The sequence below is a fragment of the Pigmentiphaga litoralis genome (assembly GCF_013408655.1).
Taxonomy (GTDB): Bacteria; Pseudomonadota; Gammaproteobacteria; order Burkholderiales; family Burkholderiaceae_B; genus Pigmentiphaga; species Pigmentiphaga litoralis_A.
The window spans coordinates 1,173,231-1,190,358 of sequence record NZ_JACCBP010000001.1; the positions used below are offsets into that span (position 1 = coordinate 1,173,231).

A 17,128-nucleotide genomic window follows, 5' to 3' on the forward strand; every position below is an offset into this window, starting at 1 on the left:
CATCCTTCAATTCAAGAGAGTGAGCAGGTCGGGATAGTTCAGGGGGTCGAAAAAGGAAGCGCCGGCGACATAGCCGCGGCCGGGCGACATGTCGGGCAAAGGCAATTCGGTGGATGTGCCATCGGGGCCGATGGCCGCGCCGCCTTCGATGCTGCCTTCAAAGGTCAGTTCGATCTGCACGCCGCTCGGGTCGTACACGAACAGCTGCCACAGCGAAGTGCCGGGCACGATGAACTCGCGCCACGCCAGGCCAGCGGCTTTGAAGCGGGCCACATAGTCATGAAAGCCCAGGCAGGCGACCGACAGGTGATCGATCGCGGCGGTGCCGGCGGGCGCGATGCCTTCCGGACCCAGCGCGGGGCCGCCGGCGTACACGTGGATGATGGCCTGGCCACCCGGTTGCGGGCAGGCCAGCCACGCGCCCGGATAGCCGAAGTCGGGGCGCGCGATTTCTTTCAGGCCCAGCACCTTGCACCAGAACGCGCGGGTGGCGTCCAGGTTCGAAGTCTTGATGGCGATGTGGAACAGGCCCAGGATGGCGGCGCCGGGGGCGCGGTTCGCGGCGGTCATGCGCTCACTCCTGGCAGGACGACGTCGCGGTACAGGCGCGTCAGATCGCCGATGAATTCGGGTCCGGTTTTCTTGAGGGTGCCGGCGACCGGATCGGCCCCTGCGAGCATGGTGTCGCTGGCATCGAACGACAGCTGCATGGTGAAGCGCACGCGATCGCGGCGGGCGGCGTCCAGCTGGTCCAGCCAGTCGCGCGGCGGCGTGCCGGCTGCCATGCCGGCGCGCAGCAGGTGCACGGCGCAGCAGGCGTCTTCGATGGCCTGCGTGGCGCCCTGCCCCAGAGTCGGCACCATGCCGTGGGCCGCATCGCCCAGGTACATCACCTGCACGTCGGGCTCGGCAAAACGCATGTCGGATTCCTGCATGCGCGCCCAGTGCAGCGCGTCGGTGTTGGCGCACACGGTATCGATCAGCCAGGTGGCCTGATCGCTGGGCAGCCCGCCTTCAGGCGTGTAGGCGGCGCGCAGGAAGTCGGCGGTCTTGCAGGCGTCGGGCACGGATTCGTCGGCGGGAATCGGGAAGGTGCCGGCGATATAGATGTGGGCCGAGGGCACGCGGAACGACAGCAGTCGGTTGGGCCCGTTGAACCATTGTTCGTAGTCGTCGATCAGCCCGGCGCTGGTGTCGGGCACGAGCAGGCGGAAGATGGACACGCCCAGCTGGCGCACTGGCGGCGTACCCGAGAAGGTCTCGCGCGTTTGCGAATAGCGGCCGTCCGCGGCTATCAGCAGGTCGATGTCGTCGAGCACACGGGGCTCGCCATGGTGGGTGTACTGCACGGTCGTCTTGCCGGCGGCGTCCGGGTCGCGGGCGATCGCCTGGATCTCGCAGCCGTACTGGATGACGCCGGCGGCTTCGCGGCGCAGCACACTGTAGAGTTCCGACCAGCGGATGCGCACGCCGTCGCAATCGGCCACCTGGTCCAGCGGCAGATCGAACAGCACGGTGCCATCGGTCAGGGACACCCGCCACTTCTTCCACGCAAAGCTTGCCGCGGCAATGGCATCGGCCAGCGCCGGTTCGGTCAGGCGCAAGGCCTTGACCGCATTGGGCCCGATGTTCAGGCCGGTGCCCGATTCGGAATGATCGTCTTGCAGAACCCGTTCAAGGCAGACCGTTTCCACGCCCGGGATGTCGGCCAGGGAACGGGCAAGAATGCAGCCCGCCACGCCGGCGCCGATGATTGCGATTTTCATGCTGTAGGGATTCCTTGACGACTCGGGCGGGCGCGGCGCACGCGCGGCGCGGCCTGCCCGCCCATCAATAGGCAAAAACGGTGCCATGCGCATGCGCCAAGGCGGGGCATGCACGGCGGTGGGTTGGACGGAAGCGGGCGCATCACAGAGCCGGCCACCGATGGGCCCACGGGTGGGCAGCTTCGTACTGCGCGGCCAAGCCCAGCAGCAGCGATTCGGCGCCGGGCGGTCCCACCAGCTGGAAGCCGATGGGCATGCCAGTGCGGTCGGGTCGGGCCGGCAGATTGATCGCGGGCAACCCGGCGGCATTCACGAAGGCGGTGAAAACGGCATGGCCGCGCGGGCCCACCGGCAGCCCGGCAATGGTGTCCGGATGGCTGTGCGTGGCCGGCCATGGCAAGGCGGCGGCGCTGGGCAACAGCAGCAGATCCGCCGTGGCGAAGCAGGCTGACAGTTCCGCTTTCATGCGGCGGACCAGCGCGTGGGCGTTGAACAGGTCGATCGCCGACAGGGCCCGGCCGGCGGTGGCCATGGCCTGCAGCGCGGGCGTCATGGCCGTATCGTCCAGCGCGGCGCCAAAGGTGGCCTGCAGCGTGGCGGCCAGCCCGGTCTGGCTGATGACAGGCCAGGCCTGGCTGTTGAAGTCGCGCAGGATGGCCGGCCCGTTGCGTGTGTCAACGAGATGGTTGAGACCCGCAAGCATGTCGGCCACCTCATTGACGCTTGCCGCAATGGCCGGATCGACAGGATCTCCGTCGAATTCGGGCCAGTACACGATGCGCAGCGGCGCGGGCTGCACCAGCTTGGGATGCTCGATGTTGGTGCATGGGGGCGCGGGAAGACGGCCGCCGGGCAAACTGTCGCCGGGCAAACTGCCACCGCTTAGCAAGCGCAGCACGGCCGCGGCATCGGCCACCGTGCGGGTGATCGGTCCGATGACTTCCATGCCAGGCAGGATCTCGGGCAAGCCCTGTTCACGTGGCACGGTCCCCTCCCCCGGCTTGAATCCGACCAGCCCGGTGTGCGAACACGGCCGGCGGATCGACCCGCCGCCATCGGTGCCGATCGCCACCGGGCCAATGCCGGCCGCAACGCACGCGACCGCGCCGCCGCTCGATCCGCCCGGCGTCATTGCCCGGTCCCATGGATTGACGGTGGCACCGAACACCAGGTTGTCGGTGTAGCCCTGCAGCGTGAATTCCGGCACGTTGGTCTTGCCGATCACGATCATGCCTGCCGCGCGCAGGCGTTCCACCGCCAGCTCGTCACGTTCAGGCCGATAGCCGGCGTACAGGCGGCTGCCCCAGGTGCACGGCAATCCTTGTACCGGGATGTTGTCCTTGACCGTCAACGGCACGCCGTCGAATGCCGACAGCGGCATACCGGCGCGCCAGCGCGCGGTGCTTGCCTCGGCCTCGAGTGCCGCATCCGCCAGCCGTTCGCTGATCACCGCGTTGAGCAACGGGTTCACGGCCGCCAGGCGGTCCGCGATGGATTGCAGCGCGTGTACCGGCGTCAAGGTGCCAGCGGCAAACCGCAGGGACAGCTCGGTGGCCGAATGCTGCCACGCCGGCCGCGGCGATGTTGCCAGCGCGGACGATGTCCCATCCGGGCGGGCGGAATCTGCATTGGTCATGCGCGCCCGGCCGCGATCACCGCCACCAGTCCGCCGCCATCGGGGCCCTGGTGTTCCGCGCCGCCCGACACGAACAGCCGGCCGTCACCCATCACACCGGCGACCAGGGCGCCGACCGCGCCACGGATGTGCCGCTGGGCATTGATGTCGGTGTCGTCCAGCATGGTATGGCGCGCGCCGCGAATCTGACCGCGGCGATCGGGCTCGCACTTGACCAGCACCGCGGCGATGCGATCCCGGTCAGCGTCGTCAACCTGCGGCCGCGCCGCAATGCCCAGCCGGTCCAGCGCCGCGCCGACAGCAGGCAGATCGAGCGCGTCGCGCATCGGCGCATGGGCAATCCGCAAGGGGCCCGACCAGCGTGTCGAGTTGCCCAGCACGATCACTTCATTGCAGGTGACTTCCACACCCGACGACACACTGGCGCGGTTGCAGGCCACCGCAAAATCGGCCAGCAGGTCGGCATCGGTGGCTGACGCGGGCAGTTCACCCAAGGCCAGTGCAATGCCGAACGCCCCGGCCGCACGCGACAAGGCCATCGACCGGTTGGCATCGGTCGTTACGACGGTCTGGCCACGGGCGGCGGCATCCTGCACCCGCGCCGACGTGATGCACGGACACTTGACCTGCACGAATTCGATCTCGCGCGGATCCGTCAGGCCCGCGTCATTCATGGCCGCACGCACCGCCGCGGCCACGCTTTCCACTTGCGCCCATCGGCCCACCGCTTCGGCCGGCAAGGGGTCGGTGAACGCGGTGCCGATCGCCAGCGAACCGTTGACAGTGTCAACCGGTTGGGCGGGCGCATCACCGTGCCGCGCGAACACCACGAAGTGCGGGCTGAGCACGCCTTCGGTTCCGCCCGACAGGACACAGGGAATACGCGCGGCCAATGCCTCGGCCGGCTCGCCGGTATGGCGGGCCAGCAGCGCCATCAGCGACTGCGTGAAATAACCGCGCGTGAAATCGTTGACGCCGCCATTGCCTTCTGTCTTGCCGATGAAGGCAACGATATCGCGGGCCCGCAGTTCGCCCGCATCGATCAGGCTGGCCAGGGCCGAGACGTCGCCCGGATGGGCCATGGGAAGTCGGTAGACAAAAGTTTGCATGGAAGAGATGAATGGTTTGCGCCGCAACACCCACAGTCTGCGCACGGCGCTTCCTGCCGCATAGCGCAATAAAACGCTCGGACCGAGCGCAAATTGTGTGCAGTGCAATGCAGCCCGAAAAATGCGCCAAGTCGATGCATCGAAGCGCACGCGTGGTGCAGAAAAACGGGGCGGCTTCCTGGGGCGGCACCACCTTAGCGCGTGCGAAATCAACCCCTGCAAATACCGTTGACACAGGCAAAAACCATCAGTAGGCTGACGAATATGTCAGTACGCTGAGTAATTCTCTACCCCACCCCACCTACCCAGGGATGCATCCATGCAGCGACGCCGTTTCCTTTCCCAAGCCACCACCGCCGCCGGCGCCAGCCTTGCCACATTGGCCGCTCCCGCCATTGCCCAGGGCACGCCGACCGTGCGCTGGCGCATGTCGACCAGCTGGCCCAAGAGCCTGGACACGATCTACGGTTCGGCCGAAGAACTGTGCAAGCGCGTGTCGGCAATGACCGACGGCAAGTTCGAAATCCGCGCCTTCCCGGCCGGCGAACTCGTGCCGCCGCCACAGAACATGGATGCCGTCAGCAACGGCACGGTGGAATGCAATCACGTGCTGAGCTCGGCCTTCATCGGCAAGAACACTGCGGTGGCCTTTGACACCGGCCTGGCCTTCGGCCTGAACTCGCGCCAGCACAACGCATGGATCCACTACGGCGGCGGCATGGCCTTGCTGCGCAAGATGTACAAGCAGTACGGCATCGTCAATCACGTCAGCGGCAACGTGGGCGTGCAGATGGGCGGCTGGTATCGCAAGGAAATCAAATCGGTTGCGGATCTCAACGGTCTGAAGATGCGCATCGGCGGGATCGGCGGCATGGTGCTCGCCAAATTCGGCGCGGTCTCGCAGCAGATTCCGGCGGGCGATATCTACTCGGCGCTGGAAAAAGGCACGATCGACGCGGCCGAATGGATCGGCCCCCACGACGATGAAAAGCTGGGCCTGAACCGCGTGGCGCCGTTCTATTACTCGCCAGGCTGGTTCGAAGGCAGCGCTTCGATCACGTCGATGGTCAACGAGAAAGCCTGGGAAGCCCTGCCGGCCTCTTACAAGGCCGCATTCGAATGTGCCTGTGCCGAACAGACCATGAAGATGCTGGCCAACTACGACGCACAGAATCCGCTGGCCCTGCGCAAGCTGGTGGGCGGCGGCGCCAAGCTGGGCTACTTCCCGAAAGACGTGATGGACGCCACCTACAAGGCATCGCAGGAACTGTGGACCGAGCTGTCGGAAAAGAACGCCGACTTCAAGGCCATCTACCCGTCGTGGAAGAAATTCCAGCAAGACGAAGTCAGCTGGTTCCGCGTGGCCGAAAACGCGCTCGACAACTACACCTTTGCGGCGGTGGCACGTAGCTCATGAGTACCGAACATCCCACGTCCGCGCACAAGGCGCAGGGGGTCGGGGCGCGCGTGCGCCGCAAGGAAGACGCGCGCCACCTGCATGGCAAGGGCAACTTCGTTGCCGACATGTCCATGCCCGGCCTGAGTGAAGTGGCCTTTTTGCGCAGCCCCCTGGCCCATGCGCGCATCGTGGGCGCATCGATTCCTGACGACATTCGCGTGGCTGTGGTGCTGCGCGGCGACATGGCCGATTCGCTGGATATCGTTGCCGAATCGACCTTGCCCACGTATCAGCTGTCGGCGCAGCCGCCACTGGCATCGGGCAAGGTCCGCTTTGTGGGCGAGCCCATGGCCATGGCCTTTGCGCCGACCCGCGCGCTGGCCGAAGACATCGTCGAACAGATCCAGATCGACCTGGACGACCTGCCGGTCTATGCCAACGCCACCACTGCCGAGGCCGCCACCGGCACCTTCGTCCATGATGACTGGACCAGCAACCTGTTCATGACGCTGCATGCCGATCGCGACTTCGACACCTGGGCGGCAAAGGCTGACCGGGTGGTCAAGCGCACGGTGGACCTGTCGCGCCAATGCATGGTGCCGATGGAAGGCAAGGCCGTCCTGGCCTACTGGGACTTCCAGGCCGACCAGTTGGTGGTGGTCAGCGCGACCCAGGTCCCGCACATGATCCGCACGATCCTGGCCGAGTGCCTGAAGCTGCCGCAGGACCAGGTCCGCGTGATCTCGCCCGACGTGGGCGGGGCCTTCGGCTACAAGTGCGTGCTGCAGCAGGAAGAGCTGTGCATTGCGTGGCTGGCCAAGACCCACAAGCGCCCGTTCCGCTTCATTGAAGACCGGCGCGAACACCTGATTGCCGGCGCGAACTCGCGCGAGCATTCGTATGACATGACGGCCTATGTCGACAAGCGCGGCAAGCTGCTCGCGCTCGACGCGGTCATCACCATCGATGGCGGCGCCTATTCGGTCTGGCCCTTCACGGCCGGACTCGAACCCGGCCAGGCCATCGGCAACCTGCCCGGCCCGTATGACTTTCGCGGCTACCGCTGCGTGACCAAATGCGTGGCGACCAACAAGCCCGGATTCGTTCCCTATCGCGGCGTGGCGCGCACCGGCGTGTGCTTTGCGATCGAGCTGACCATGGACGCCATTGCGCGCGAGGTCGGCCGCGAGCCCTGGGAAGTCCGCAAGGAAAACCTGGTGCCGGCCGACGCGATGCCCTACGTCAACGTCACCAACAAACATCTGGACAGTGGCGACTATGGCGCCAGCCTGGCCAAGGCCATGGAGATGCTGCAGTTCGACCAACTGCGCGAACGCCAGAAAGCCGGTGAAGCCGATGGCCGCCTGCTGGGCATCGGCATCGCCACCTACACCGAACAATCCGCGCACGGCACGTCGGTGTTCGCCGCGTGGGGCACGCCGCTGATTCCGGGCTTCGACTCGGCCACGGTGCGCATCACGCCCGACGGCGGCCTGGAAATGCGGGTGGGCGTGCATTCGCACGGCCAGGGCATGGAAACGACGTTTGCGCAGATCGCGCATGAAATCCTGGGCGTCGACATTGCGCGGACCAAGTTGATTCATGGCGACACGGGCCAGACACCGTTTTCGACCGGCACCTATGCGTCGCGTTCGATGGTGATGTCGGGCGGCGCCGTGTCGGTGGCGTGCAAGAAACTGGCGCCGCGGGTGCTTGCCATTGGCGCGCATCTGCTCGGCGCCGACCTGTCCGCCGTCTCGCTGGCCGATGGCCGCGTGGTCGGTCCGGACGGCAAGTCGGTATCGATCGGCGACGTGGCGAACGCGTGGTACCTGCGTCCGCATCTGCTGCCGGCCGACGTGGATACGGGCGGGCTGGAAGTCACGGCGGGCTACAAGCCCAAGGTCGACACCGGCGCATTTACTTATGCCACCCACGCGGCCGTCGTGGCGGTGGACACCGATACCGGCGATGTCGAGATCCTGGACTATGTGGTGGTCGAGGACTGCGGCACGATGATCAACCCCATGGTGGTCGAAGGCCAGACCTACGGCGGCATTGCGCAAGGCATCGGCACCGCGCTGTACGAAGAGACGCCCTACGACGAAAACGGCCAGCCGCTGGCGTCGACCTTGGCCGACTATGTGCTGCCTGGCGCGGTCGAAGTGCCGACCATCCGCATGCATCACTTCGAGACCAAGTCGCCGCACACCGAATTCGGCGCCAAGGGCATGGGCGAAGGCGGCGCGATTGCACCGCCCGCGGTGATCTTCAACGCGGTCAACGACGCCCTGCGCGTGATTGGCGCGGCCGAAGTGACGCGCACGCCGCTGAGCCCGCGCCGCCTGCTGCAGGCGATCGAAGACGGTCCGGGCCCCGATCCCCTCGTCATCACTCTGCCGATCCGCCAGACCGTCAACGTGGCGTGAAGGACTTTTCATGAAAGCCGCTTTATTCGACTACACCCGGCCCGACGAGGTCGGCGCGGCCATGTCGCTGCTGTCCGGCAGCCCGGGCGCCAAGGCCATGGGCGGCAGCCAGTCGCTGGGCCCCATGCTCAATCTGCGCCTGGCGCGGCCCGGCGTCGTGGTGGACGTCTCGGGCATCCCTGGCCTGCGCACGGTCACCCAGGAGGGCGACAGCATCCGGGTCGGCGCCGCCGTGACGCACGCCGAGATCGAAGACGGCATCCACCCCCTGCTGCGCGGCACGCCCCTGCAAAAGATCGCGGCGGGCATTGCCTACCGGTCCGTACGCAATCGCGGCACCCTGGGCGGCAGCCTGGCCCATGCCGATCCGGCAGCGGACTGGCTGGTCACGGCCGTGGCCTTCGGGGCATCGCTCGAGATTGTTTCACCGGCCGGCAGCCGCCTGGTGGATGCCGATGCCTTCATGATCGGCGCCTACACCACGGTGCTTGCCGAGAACGAACTGATCGCCGCCGTCCGCTTCCCGGTGGCGTCTCCCGCCATGCGCTGGGGCTACTACAAGTATTGCCGCAAGACCGGCGAGTTTGCCGAAGCCAGTTGCGCGGCCCGCTTCGATTCGTCCACGGGCATGGCGCGCATTGCGATCGGCGCCCTGTCGGGTGCCCCCCGCCTGCTGCCGTCCCTGGCGGCCGCCGTGGCGCGCGAAGGCCAGACGGCCTGCACCCAGGACGCCATCGCCCATGCGGTGGCCGAAGCGATGCCGGATCACGACGCCGTCGACCGTAAATTGCATGCCGTAGCGGTCCGCCGCTGCCTGGCGCAACTTCTTGGAGCAGAAGAATCAACATGGCGTTAGTCACCCTGGATGTGAATGGCCGCAAGGTCTCATCCGACGTTCCCGCGCGTATGCACCTGGGCGACTTCCTGCGCGAAGAAGCCCGTCTGACCGGCACCCACCTGGGTTGCGAGCACGGCGTCTGCGGCGCCTGTACTGTCCTGATGGACGGACAACCGATCAGGTCCTGCATTTCGTTTGCGTCCGCCTGTGCGGGCAAGCACATCACCACCATTGAAGGCTACGACGCGGACCCCGTCATGCGGCGCCTGCGTGAAGCGTTCACTGCGCACCATGCTTTGCAGTGCGGCTACTGCACGCCCGGCATGCTGGCCACCGCGCGCGACATCGTGCTGCGTTGTCCCGATGCCGACGATGCGCGCATCCGGGTCGAACTGGCCGGCAACCTGTGCCGCTGTACCGGATACATGGGCATCGTGGCGGCGATCCGGTCGGTGCTGGCGGATCTGATCGCCACGCCGGACGAAGAGATCTCGGCTTTGCGCCGTGCGCTGCGTGGCGAGCCCGCGGGCGCGGTGGCGGCCCTGCCGGCCCCTGCTTCATCGTCGGCTGCCGCCCCGGCTGCGCAGACGCCGTTCGAAGGCTTCATTGCCAAGGTGACGACGCCGGTGAAGGACACGGCTGCATCGGCTTCATCGGCTTCCACTGCGTCTTCGGCGTCGACGTCTTCGTCTGCCTCGACCGCCCCCGCTTCCCGCACCAAGGGGTCGGAGATCACCGGGCAATTCGAAGTGCCCTTCCCGGCCGACCAGGTCTGGGACTTCATGGTGGACCTGCCCGCCGTGGCCAGCTGCCTGCCCGGCGCATCGATCACCGAACATGATGGTGATCGCGTCAAGGGGAAGGTCGCGATCAAATTCGGGCCGATGTCCGCCGCGTTCAATGGCGCGGCCCGGCTGGAACGGGACGACACCACCAAGACCGCAGTCTTTCGCGGCGCGGGGCAGGACACGCTCAGCCAGTCGCGCGCCAATGGCGACATCACCTATCGCCTGACCGCCCTCGACAGCAGCCGCACGCGGGTCGATGTGGAACTGCTGTATTCCTTGCAAGGCCCCCTGGCGCAGTTTTCGCGCTCGGGCCTGGTCCGGGACTTCGTGCGCCGCATGATCGCGGACTTTGGCCGCAACGTCACGGCCCGTCTGCAGCGTCCGGCCGATGCCGGCGCGCCCCCACCGGTCGCCGCCTTCAGTCCGACCCGCATGTTCTTCGGCGTGCTGTGGGACCGGATCAAGGGGATCTTCAGCCGCACGCATTGATCGCTGCCCACGCCGTTACGCGGCTCGCCCCACGCGAGCCGCGCTGCTTCACCGATCCGTCCCTGTCTTAGGAACCCGTTCCATGCGGCCCCTGCTCGCCTTCTCGCATCTGATCGATGCCATCAATCGCCGTGTTGGCGAATGGGTATCGTGGCTTGTGCTGGTGGTTGTCGTCATCAGCGCCGGCAACGCCATCATCCGCAAGTTCTTCCACATCAGTTCCAACGCCTGGCTGGAACTGCAGTGGTATCTGTTCGGCGCGAGCTTCCTGCTCGCCGCAGGCTATACGCTGCTCAATAATGATCATGTTCGGCTCGACATCCTGATGGAAAAGCTGCCGATCCGCACCCAGGTCAAGATCGAGATCTTCGGCGTCATCTTCATGCTGTTCCCGATGGTCTTCCTGATCCTGCTGCCGTCGTGGCCCATGTTCGTCGCGTCCTACGACACGCTGGAGCGTTCCGCCAACAGCGGCGGCCTGCTGCTCTGGCCCGCCAAGCTGCTGATCCCGGTCGGGTTCTCGTTGCTGTTCCTGGCGGGCGTGTCCCACCTGATCAAGTGCATCGGCTTTCTGCGCGGTGACTGTCCCGATCCGCGCATCAAGAATTCAGAAGCGCAGGCCGAAGAGGACTATACGGAACAGGTCCGGCTTGAAGCCGAGCGGCGCACCGAAGAAGCTGCCCGCCTGGCCGCGCTCCAGCACGGAGAACGGCCATGACCGAATTCCTGATCGCCAATCTGGCGCCGATCATGTTCGCGTGCCTGATCCTGCTTCTGCTGGTCGGGTTCCCGGTTGCGTTTGCGCTGGCCGCCAACGGCGTGCTGTTCGGCCTGATCGGCATCGAACTGGGCTTGTTCACGCCCGTGCTGTTCCAGGCCTTGCCGCAACGTGTGTTCGGCATCATGACCAATGACACGCTGCTGGCGATTCCCTTTTTCACCTTCATGGGCCTGATCCTGGACCGATCCGGGATGGCCGAAGACCTGCTCGAAACCATCGGCCAGCTGTTTGGCCCGATCCGCGGCGGCCTGGCCGTGGCGGTGATTCTGGTCGGCGCACTGCTCGGCGCCGTGACGGGCGTGGTGTCGGCCTCGGTCATTTCCATGGGCCTCATCTCGTTGCCCATCATGTTGCGCTATGGCTATGACCGCAAGCTCGCCAGTGGCGTCATCGCTGCATCTGGCACGCTGACGCAGGTCATCCCGCCGTCCATGGTCCTGATCGTGCTGGCCGACCAGCTGGGCCGTTCCGTGGGCGACATGTACATGGGCGCCATGCTGCCCGGCCTGATCCTGACCGGCCTGTATGTCGTGTACGTGATGCTGCTTGCCATGTTCCGGCCCGGCGACGTGCCTGCCCTGCCGCCCGAAGCCCGGCGTTTTCGCGAATCCAACGGCGCAAGCGGCAACCTGTCGCTGCTGGTGCTGCTGGGGATTGCCACTGCGGCGGCGCTGACCTACGCCAGGCTGGAACTGGTCGGCCGCGCCATGGACGAAAAGATCGTGCTGTCCATGCTGGTCGGCGGCGCGGTGGCATGGGTGCTGGCCCTGCTGAACAAGTGGTTCAAGCTGGGCCTGCTTTCAGCGATTGCCGAACGCGTCACCTTCGTGCTGATCCCGCCCCTGGGGCTGATCTTTCTGGTGCTGGGCACGATCTTCCTTGGCATCGCCACGCCGACGGAAGGCGGCGCCATGGGCGCCGTGGGCGCGCTGCTGATGGCATGGGGACGCCGCAGCCTGAGCCTGTCGCTGCTGCGTCAGTCGATGACCGTGACCACCAAGATCACCTGCTTCGTCGTCTTCATCCTGGTGGGCTCGACCGTGTTCGGCCTGACTTTCCGCGGCGTGAGCGGCGACCTGTGGGTGGAACATCTGCTGACCAACCTGCCCGGCGGCCAGATCGGCTTCCTGATCGCAGTCAACGTCATCATGTTCTTCCTGGCCTTCTTCCTGGACTTCTTTGAACTGGCCTTCATCCTGGTGCCGCTGCTCGGCCCCGTCGCCGACAAGCTCGGCATCGACCTGGTCTGGTTCGGCGTGCTGCTGGCTGTCAACATGCAGACGTCCTTCATGCACCCGCCCTTCGGCTTCGCGCTGTTCTACCTGCGGTCCGTGGCGCCCAACAAGGACTACAAGGATCGCGTGACCGGCAAGATGATCAAGAAGGTCGAAACCCGTCAGATCTATTGGGGGTCCGTACCTTTCATTGCGATCCAGCTGATCATGGTCGCGCTGGTGATCATGTATCCGCGCATGGTCACCCATTACAAGGACGGCCAGGCCAACGTCGATCCGAGTACCGTCAAGATCGACATGGGCGCACCGATCTACGGCGATTCGCCGGGCGCCTATCCGGGCGGGACCACGCCGTAATCAGACGGGGGTGTCCCCTGGCTGGAAGTCGCAGCCAGCGGACGCTACAGTGGCGGCACGATCCTGATCAAGGCCGCCCCCCGTGCTCAATTCGAAACTGCTGACCTGCTTTCTTGCGGTGGTCACCCACCGCACGCTGACGGCAGCTGCCGACCATCTTTGCATCACCCAACCGGCGCTGTCGAAAAGCCTGCGCCGGCTCGAAGATGAATTGGGTGTGCCTCTGTTCCAGCGCACTTCGGCCGGCATGGTCCTGACCGCTTACGGATCGACGCTGGCCCACCGGGCCAGGCTGATCCAGCTGGAAGCGCAACGCGCCCACGACGAAATACTGCTGATGAAGGACGGGGGCGTCGGCACCTTGACGGTCGGGGCCGGGCCGCTCTGGTCCGTCCACCTGTTGCCCGATGTGATCGCGGAGTTGTCCCGGACGCACGCCAGCCTTCGCGTGCGTGTGGTGCCGGGTGTGCTGAGCACGCTGTTGCCTCAGCTTCTTCGTGGCGAAGTCGACGTGCTGTGCGCGGCGCTCGACTTTCCTGACCACGATGACATCGAGAAGGAATACCTGATCGACAGCAGCCACGTGTTCCTTGCGCATGCCAGCCATCCCCTTGCCAGTAAGTCCCAGGTATCGGTTGCCGACCTGAGCCGGTGCAAGTTCGTGGGTCCGCACAACGACTATGCCGTGCTGGACCGGATGAAGCAGTTCTTTGCGTTGCGCGGACTGGATTCGCCCGGCTTTGCCGCCGAGGCCGATTCGCTGGAGCTGGTGCTGTCACTGGTGGCCACCGGCGAATTCATTGCCACCCAATCGCATCAGGTCCTGGCCCATGCGCGCCAGTTGGGTATCGACACCCTGGCCACGGACGAAGGCATCTGGACGTTTCGCGGGGGCCTGGCCCGGCTGAAGCGGCCCGTGCCGCTGCCGGTGGTCGACCTGTTCCGCCACAGCCTGTTGCGGCATCTGCATGCGGCGTCTTGATGCGGCGTCTTGATGCGGCGTCTTGATGTACTTGCACACCCCCTATAACTGGCGGGAATGGGGCATGAAAAGATGCCATTGGGCAGTGGGCATGGCGCTGGGTACTCTGGCGTCGCTGCAGGACGGATATCGGTCCATCATCCTGTAGCCATGCCTTATCCGACAGGAACCCTATGCCCGCTTCTGCTTCCTCCATTCGAATGCTGGTGCCCTACGTGCAAGGCGGCGGCAGCGACCAGCGCGCACGCCTGATCGCGAAGTACCTGCAGCGCCACCTGAACCGTGACGTCACGGTCATCAATTGCCCTGGCGCCGTGTCCGGTCACCAAGCCATCGCCGATGCCGCGCCCGATGGCGCCACGCTGGGCCTGATCACGGGCGAGATCGGCATGATGCATTGGCATCCGGGACTGACGTCGTTGACGCCCGCCGACTTCACCCCGCTGGCGGTGCCGTTTGTGGAATCAAGCGCCATCATCGTTCCCGCGGCATCGCCATTTCATACGCTGGCCGAATTCCTGGAGCATTGCCGCCATCACCGTATTACCGGGTCCGGCGGACCTGACTTCAGTGTCTGGAAGTTTTCGCTTGCGGGCCTGATGCAGGCTGCCGGCATTCCCTTGAGCCACCTTGGCTGGATCGAAACCCACAGCGGCGAGCAAGGGCTGGAACACGCCCTGGCGGGACGCGCCGATGTTGCCCCGATCACTATGACCGACGCGCGGGGGCCGCTCCTGTCGAACGCGGCGCGCGCGCTGGCGACCATGGAAGATCGGCGCCACGCCGCGTTCCCGTCAGTGCCGACCGTGGCCGAAGCGATCGGGGTGGACTGGTCCGTCGCGCACTGGCGCGGCATCGTGGCGCCCCGTGGCCTTCCTGAACCGATGACCCGCATCTACATTGATGCGTTGCACGCCGTGGCGGCCGATCCTGACTTCAATGCGGAAGCCGCGGCCAGTTTCTTTACGCTGGGTTGGCGGATGGGCGACGCGTTCGCCGACTACATGCGCGAAGACGACGCCCGGTTTGGCGAAGTCATTGCCGCCCTGGACATGTCGCTCAATACCCAGACATCGCTTCACTAGACCAACGAGCGGCGATCGACGCCGCCGAGGAGACTGACATGACGCCATCCCTTTCACGCGGGGTGCTCGGCGCTGCCCTGTTGGCGCTTGCGGGCTTTGCCCACGCGCAGGGCGCTTACCCGACCCGGCCCATACGGTTGATCGTGCCGATCGCGGCCGGCAGCGTGACCGACGTTGTCTTGCGCTCGGCCGCGCCCGGCCTGGCGCAACGCCTGGGCCAACCCGTTGTCATTGACAACCGCCCAGGCGCCAGCGGGATTGTCGGGGCCGAAGCCTGCGCGCGTGCGCCAGCCGACGGCTACACACTGTGTGCGGTTTATCACTCGATCATGTCCTTCAATCCCTACATGTTTGAAAAGCTGCCCTACGATCCCGAAAAGGACTTCAAGCCGGTCAACCGGCTGTTCTTCGTGACCGAAGGCCTGGTAGTGCCCGCCGCCCTTCCTGTCCGATCGGTGGCCGAATTGCGGTCCTACGCGCAAGCCCACCCCGACAAGGTCAACGTCGGCACCTTGGGGTCCGGATCGCTGCAGGAACTGTTCGTTGCCTGGCTGAACCAGGAATGGCGCACGCGCATCGTCGGCGTCCCGTACAAGGGCGGCGGGCCGATCGCCAATGCGGTGACCGCAGGCGATATCCAGGTGGCGCAGATGGGGCTCGGCAACTTCATCGGCCTGATCCAGAGCGGCCAGCTGCGCGCCATTGCCCTGTCCGCATCAAAACGCTCGGCGCAGCTTCCGGACGTGCCGACTGCGGCGGAAGCGGGACTGGACGGATTCCCGAGCCGCCCCTGGTGGGGCATTGCCGCCCCGGCGGGTACGCCAGCCAGCGTGGTGACACGGGTGCATCGTGCCTTTGCCGAGACCTTCGACGACCCGAAGATGATGGAAATGCTGGAGTCGAGATACGTAGAGAAAGCCGTCGACACGCCCGACGAATTCGCAGGCTTCCTGACGCAGGACCGGCAGGCCGCACGCGTGCTGGTCGAGCTCGCCCGCGTGCCCAGGCAGCCTTGACCGACTTGCCATGGCCACGCTGAACCGGACCTTTCGCGTCGATGATTTCGAAGCCATTGCGCGCCGCCGCCTGCCCAAGCCGATCTTTGACTTTTATGCAGGCGGCGCCGAGGACGAACGCACGCTGGCGTTGAACCGCGATGTCTTCCAGCGCTTTGGCTGGACGCCGCGCGTCATGACCGGAAGCGGGACCCCCGACCTTCGTGCTGCACTGCTGGGCCGCGACGCAGGCATGCCGGTCATTGTGGCGCCAATGGGCGCGGTGGGATATGGGTGCATCGAAGGGGACCAGCTTCTCGGGCAAGTCGCCTCCGACTTCGACATTCCCTACACCTTGTCCACGACAGCCAGCACGTCCATCGAACAGATCGGCGCGTCCGTACCAGGACGAAAATGGTTCCAGCTCTATCCCTTGAAAGATCGGGCGTTAATGAAGGGACTGATCGGCCGAGCCCGTGCTTGCGGCTTCGAGACCTTGATCGTGACGGTGGACGTGCCCGTGGGCGGCAAGCGGGAACGCGACCTTCGCAACGATTGCAGCATGCCCTTCCGGTTCACCGCGCGAAACCTGGCGGCCTTCGCGTCCCGCCCCGCGTGGGCCTTAAACCTGCTGCGGCATGGCCCGCCCGGCATGCCTAACCTGTCGGCATTGGCACCGGCATCCAAGCGGGCGTCCAGCCTGGCGCCGTCGGTCGGCGCGGAATTCGATCACGCGTTTGGCTGGGCGGGACTGGCGGAGATAAGGAAGCAGTGGGATGGCCCCCTGCTGGTGAAAGGCATCCTGCGGCCGGACGACGCCGAACGCACCCTGCACGCGGGATGCGATGGGGTCATCGTGTCGAATCATGGTGGCCGACAGCTCGACACAGGCATTCCCGCGTTGGCCGCCTTGGCGGCCATCGTCAGTCGGGTCGACGGACGCACTCCGGTCTTTTTTGATGGCGGCATACGGCGGGGGTCGGACATTGCCAAGGCGCTGTGTCTGGGCGCGGCCGGCGTGCTGGTCGGCCGGCCCCTGTTGTATGGGGTGTGCGCGGGCGGACATGCTGGCGCGTCCCGGGTCCTGACCATCCTGCGCGACGAGTTGTCGAGAACGATGCAGCTATGCGGCGCGCCGTCTGTTAATGCGCTGGGTGAGGATCTGCTGCGTGATCTGGCGGGCGCGGCTGCGGCTGCGTGATGCGCTGAACTCGACTTAACGGGTTTTCCTGTTTCGAT

Annotated in this window: 14 protein-coding genes; 10 read left to right on the forward strand and 4 right to left on the reverse strand. The window is 65.8% G+C overall.

Features of this window, described 5'->3' with window-relative positions; genetic code table 11:
• Positions 1–6: 6 nt before the first annotated feature.
• From HD883_RS05210 to HD883_RS05225, 4 genes are all read right to left on the reverse strand, one after another.
• Positions 7–570: a VOC family protein gene (locus HD883_RS05210; protein WP_179587513.1), complete on the reverse strand. Its 564-nt coding sequence runs from the start codon at positions 568–570 to the stop codon at positions 7–9.
• Complete coding sequence (locus HD883_RS05215) at positions 567–1,766, reverse strand: FAD-dependent oxidoreductase (protein ID WP_179587512.1); 1,200 nt, start codon at positions 1,764–1,766, stop codon at positions 567–569. The genes HD883_RS05210 and HD883_RS05215 overlap by 4 nt, the downstream gene beginning before the upstream one ends.
• A 142-nt stretch (positions 1,767–1,908) precedes the next feature.
• Positions 1,909–3,402 (reverse strand): amidase, encoded by a 1,494-nt coding sequence (locus HD883_RS05220; RefSeq protein ID WP_179587511.1) that lies wholly within the window; start codon positions 3,400–3,402, stop codon positions 1,909–1,911.
• A complete protein-coding gene (locus HD883_RS05225) occupies positions 3,399–4,511 on the reverse strand; it encodes a ring-opening amidohydrolase (protein WP_218863227.1) in 1,113 nt (370 codons plus the stop codon). Before HD883_RS05225 ends, HD883_RS05220 begins: the two co-directional genes overlap by 4 nt.
• 319 nt (positions 4,512–4,830) lie before the next feature.
• Here HD883_RS05225 and HD883_RS05230 point away from each other — a divergent pair, with 319 nt between their 5' ends.
• The 10 genes from HD883_RS05230 (at position 4,831) to HD883_RS05275 (ending at position 17,090) form a co-directional block, all read left to right on the forward strand.
• Positions 4,831–5,928 carry a TRAP transporter substrate-binding protein gene (locus HD883_RS05230; protein ID WP_179587510.1) on the forward strand — a complete coding sequence of 366 codons (1,098 nt, stop codon included), beginning with the start codon at positions 4,831–4,833 and terminating at the stop codon, positions 5,926–5,928.
• Positions 5,925–8,339, forward strand: coding sequence for a xanthine dehydrogenase family protein molybdopterin-binding subunit (locus HD883_RS05235; protein ID WP_179587509.1), 2,415 nt, complete (start codon positions 5,925–5,927; stop codon positions 8,337–8,339). Before HD883_RS05230 ends, HD883_RS05235 begins: the two co-directional genes overlap by 4 nt.
• A 10-nt stretch (positions 8,340–8,349) precedes the next feature.
• Complete coding sequence (locus HD883_RS05240; RefSeq protein WP_179587508.1) at positions 8,350–9,195, forward strand: FAD binding domain-containing protein; 846 nt, start codon at positions 8,350–8,352, stop codon at positions 9,193–9,195.
• Positions 9,180–10,454: a xanthine dehydrogenase family Fe-S subunit gene (locus HD883_RS05245; protein WP_179588720.1), complete on the forward strand. Its 1,275-nt coding sequence runs from the start codon at positions 9,180–9,182 to the stop codon at positions 10,452–10,454. Before HD883_RS05240 ends, HD883_RS05245 begins: the two co-directional genes overlap by 16 nt.
• An 82-nt stretch (positions 10,455–10,536) precedes the next feature.
• Positions 10,537–11,172: a TRAP transporter small permease subunit gene (locus HD883_RS05250; protein WP_179587507.1), complete on the forward strand. Its 636-nt coding sequence runs from the start codon at positions 10,537–10,539 to the stop codon at positions 11,170–11,172.
• Positions 11,169–12,827 carry a TRAP transporter large permease gene (locus HD883_RS05255; RefSeq protein WP_179587506.1) on the forward strand — a complete coding sequence of 553 codons (1,659 nt, stop codon included), beginning with the start codon at positions 11,169–11,171 and terminating at the stop codon, positions 12,825–12,827. The genes HD883_RS05250 and HD883_RS05255 overlap by 4 nt, the downstream gene beginning before the upstream one ends.
• An 82-nt stretch (positions 12,828–12,909) precedes the next feature.
• Positions 12,910–13,809 carry a LysR family transcriptional regulator gene (locus tag HD883_RS05260; RefSeq protein WP_179587505.1) on the forward strand — a complete coding sequence of 300 codons (900 nt, stop codon included), beginning with the start codon at positions 12,910–12,912 and terminating at the stop codon, positions 13,807–13,809.
• Between the two features lie 173 nt (positions 13,810–13,982).
• Entirely contained in the window at positions 13,983–14,894 is a 912-nt protein-coding gene (locus HD883_RS05265; RefSeq protein WP_179587504.1) for a tripartite tricarboxylate transporter substrate binding protein, read from the forward strand.
• 38 nt (positions 14,895–14,932) lie between these two features.
• On the forward strand, positions 14,933–15,910 hold the full coding sequence (locus tag HD883_RS05270; RefSeq protein ID WP_179587503.1) for a Bug family tripartite tricarboxylate transporter substrate binding protein: 978 nt from the start codon (positions 14,933–14,935) through the stop codon (positions 15,908–15,910).
• A gap of 10 nt (positions 15,911–15,920) precedes the next feature.
• Positions 15,921–17,090, forward strand: coding sequence for an alpha-hydroxy acid oxidase (locus HD883_RS05275; RefSeq protein ID WP_179587502.1), 1,170 nt, complete (start codon positions 15,921–15,923; stop codon positions 17,088–17,090).
• The last annotated feature ends 38 nt before the right edge of the window (positions 17,091–17,128 follow it).

Excerpts from the sequence above, each read along its gene's own strand:
- HD883_RS05215 (WP_179587512.1), bottom strand. The coding sequence starts at position 1,766 with ATGAAAATCGCAATCATCGGCGCCGGCGTGGCGGGCTGCATTCTTGCC.
- HD883_RS05235 (WP_179587509.1), top strand. The coding sequence starts at position 5,925 with ATGAGTACCGAACATCCCACGTCCGCGCACAAGGCGCAGGGGGTCGGG.
- HD883_RS05270 (WP_179587503.1), top strand. The coding sequence starts at position 14,933 with ATGACGCCATCCCTTTCACGCGGGGTGCTCGGCGCTGCCCTGTTGGCG.
- HD883_RS05255 (WP_179587506.1), top strand. The coding sequence starts at position 11,169 with ATGACCGAATTCCTGATCGCCAATCTGGCGCCGATCATGTTCGCGTGC.
- HD883_RS05225 (WP_218863227.1), bottom strand. The coding sequence starts at position 4,511 with ATGCAAACTTTTGTCTACCGACTTCCCATGGCCCATCCGGGCGACGTC.
- HD883_RS05250 (WP_179587507.1), top strand. The coding sequence starts at position 10,537 with ATGCGGCCCCTGCTCGCCTTCTCGCATCTGATCGATGCCATCAATCGC.
- HD883_RS05240 (WP_179587508.1), top strand. The coding sequence starts at position 8,350 with ATGAAAGCCGCTTTATTCGACTACACCCGGCCCGACGAGGTCGGCGCG.
- HD883_RS05230 (WP_179587510.1), top strand. The coding sequence starts at position 4,831 with ATGCAGCGACGCCGTTTCCTTTCCCAAGCCACCACCGCCGCCGGCGCC.
- HD883_RS05220 (WP_179587511.1), bottom strand. The coding sequence starts at position 3,402 with ATGACCAATGCAGATTCCGCCCGCCCGGATGGGACATCGTCCGCGCTG.
- HD883_RS05210 (WP_179587513.1), bottom strand. The coding sequence starts at position 570 with ATGACCGCCGCGAACCGCGCCCCCGGCGCCGCCATCCTGGGCCTGTTC.
- HD883_RS05265 (WP_179587504.1), top strand. The coding sequence starts at position 13,983 with ATGCCCGCTTCTGCTTCCTCCATTCGAATGCTGGTGCCCTACGTGCAA.
- HD883_RS05275 (WP_179587502.1), top strand. The coding sequence starts at position 15,921 with ATGGCCACGCTGAACCGGACCTTTCGCGTCGATGATTTCGAAGCCATT.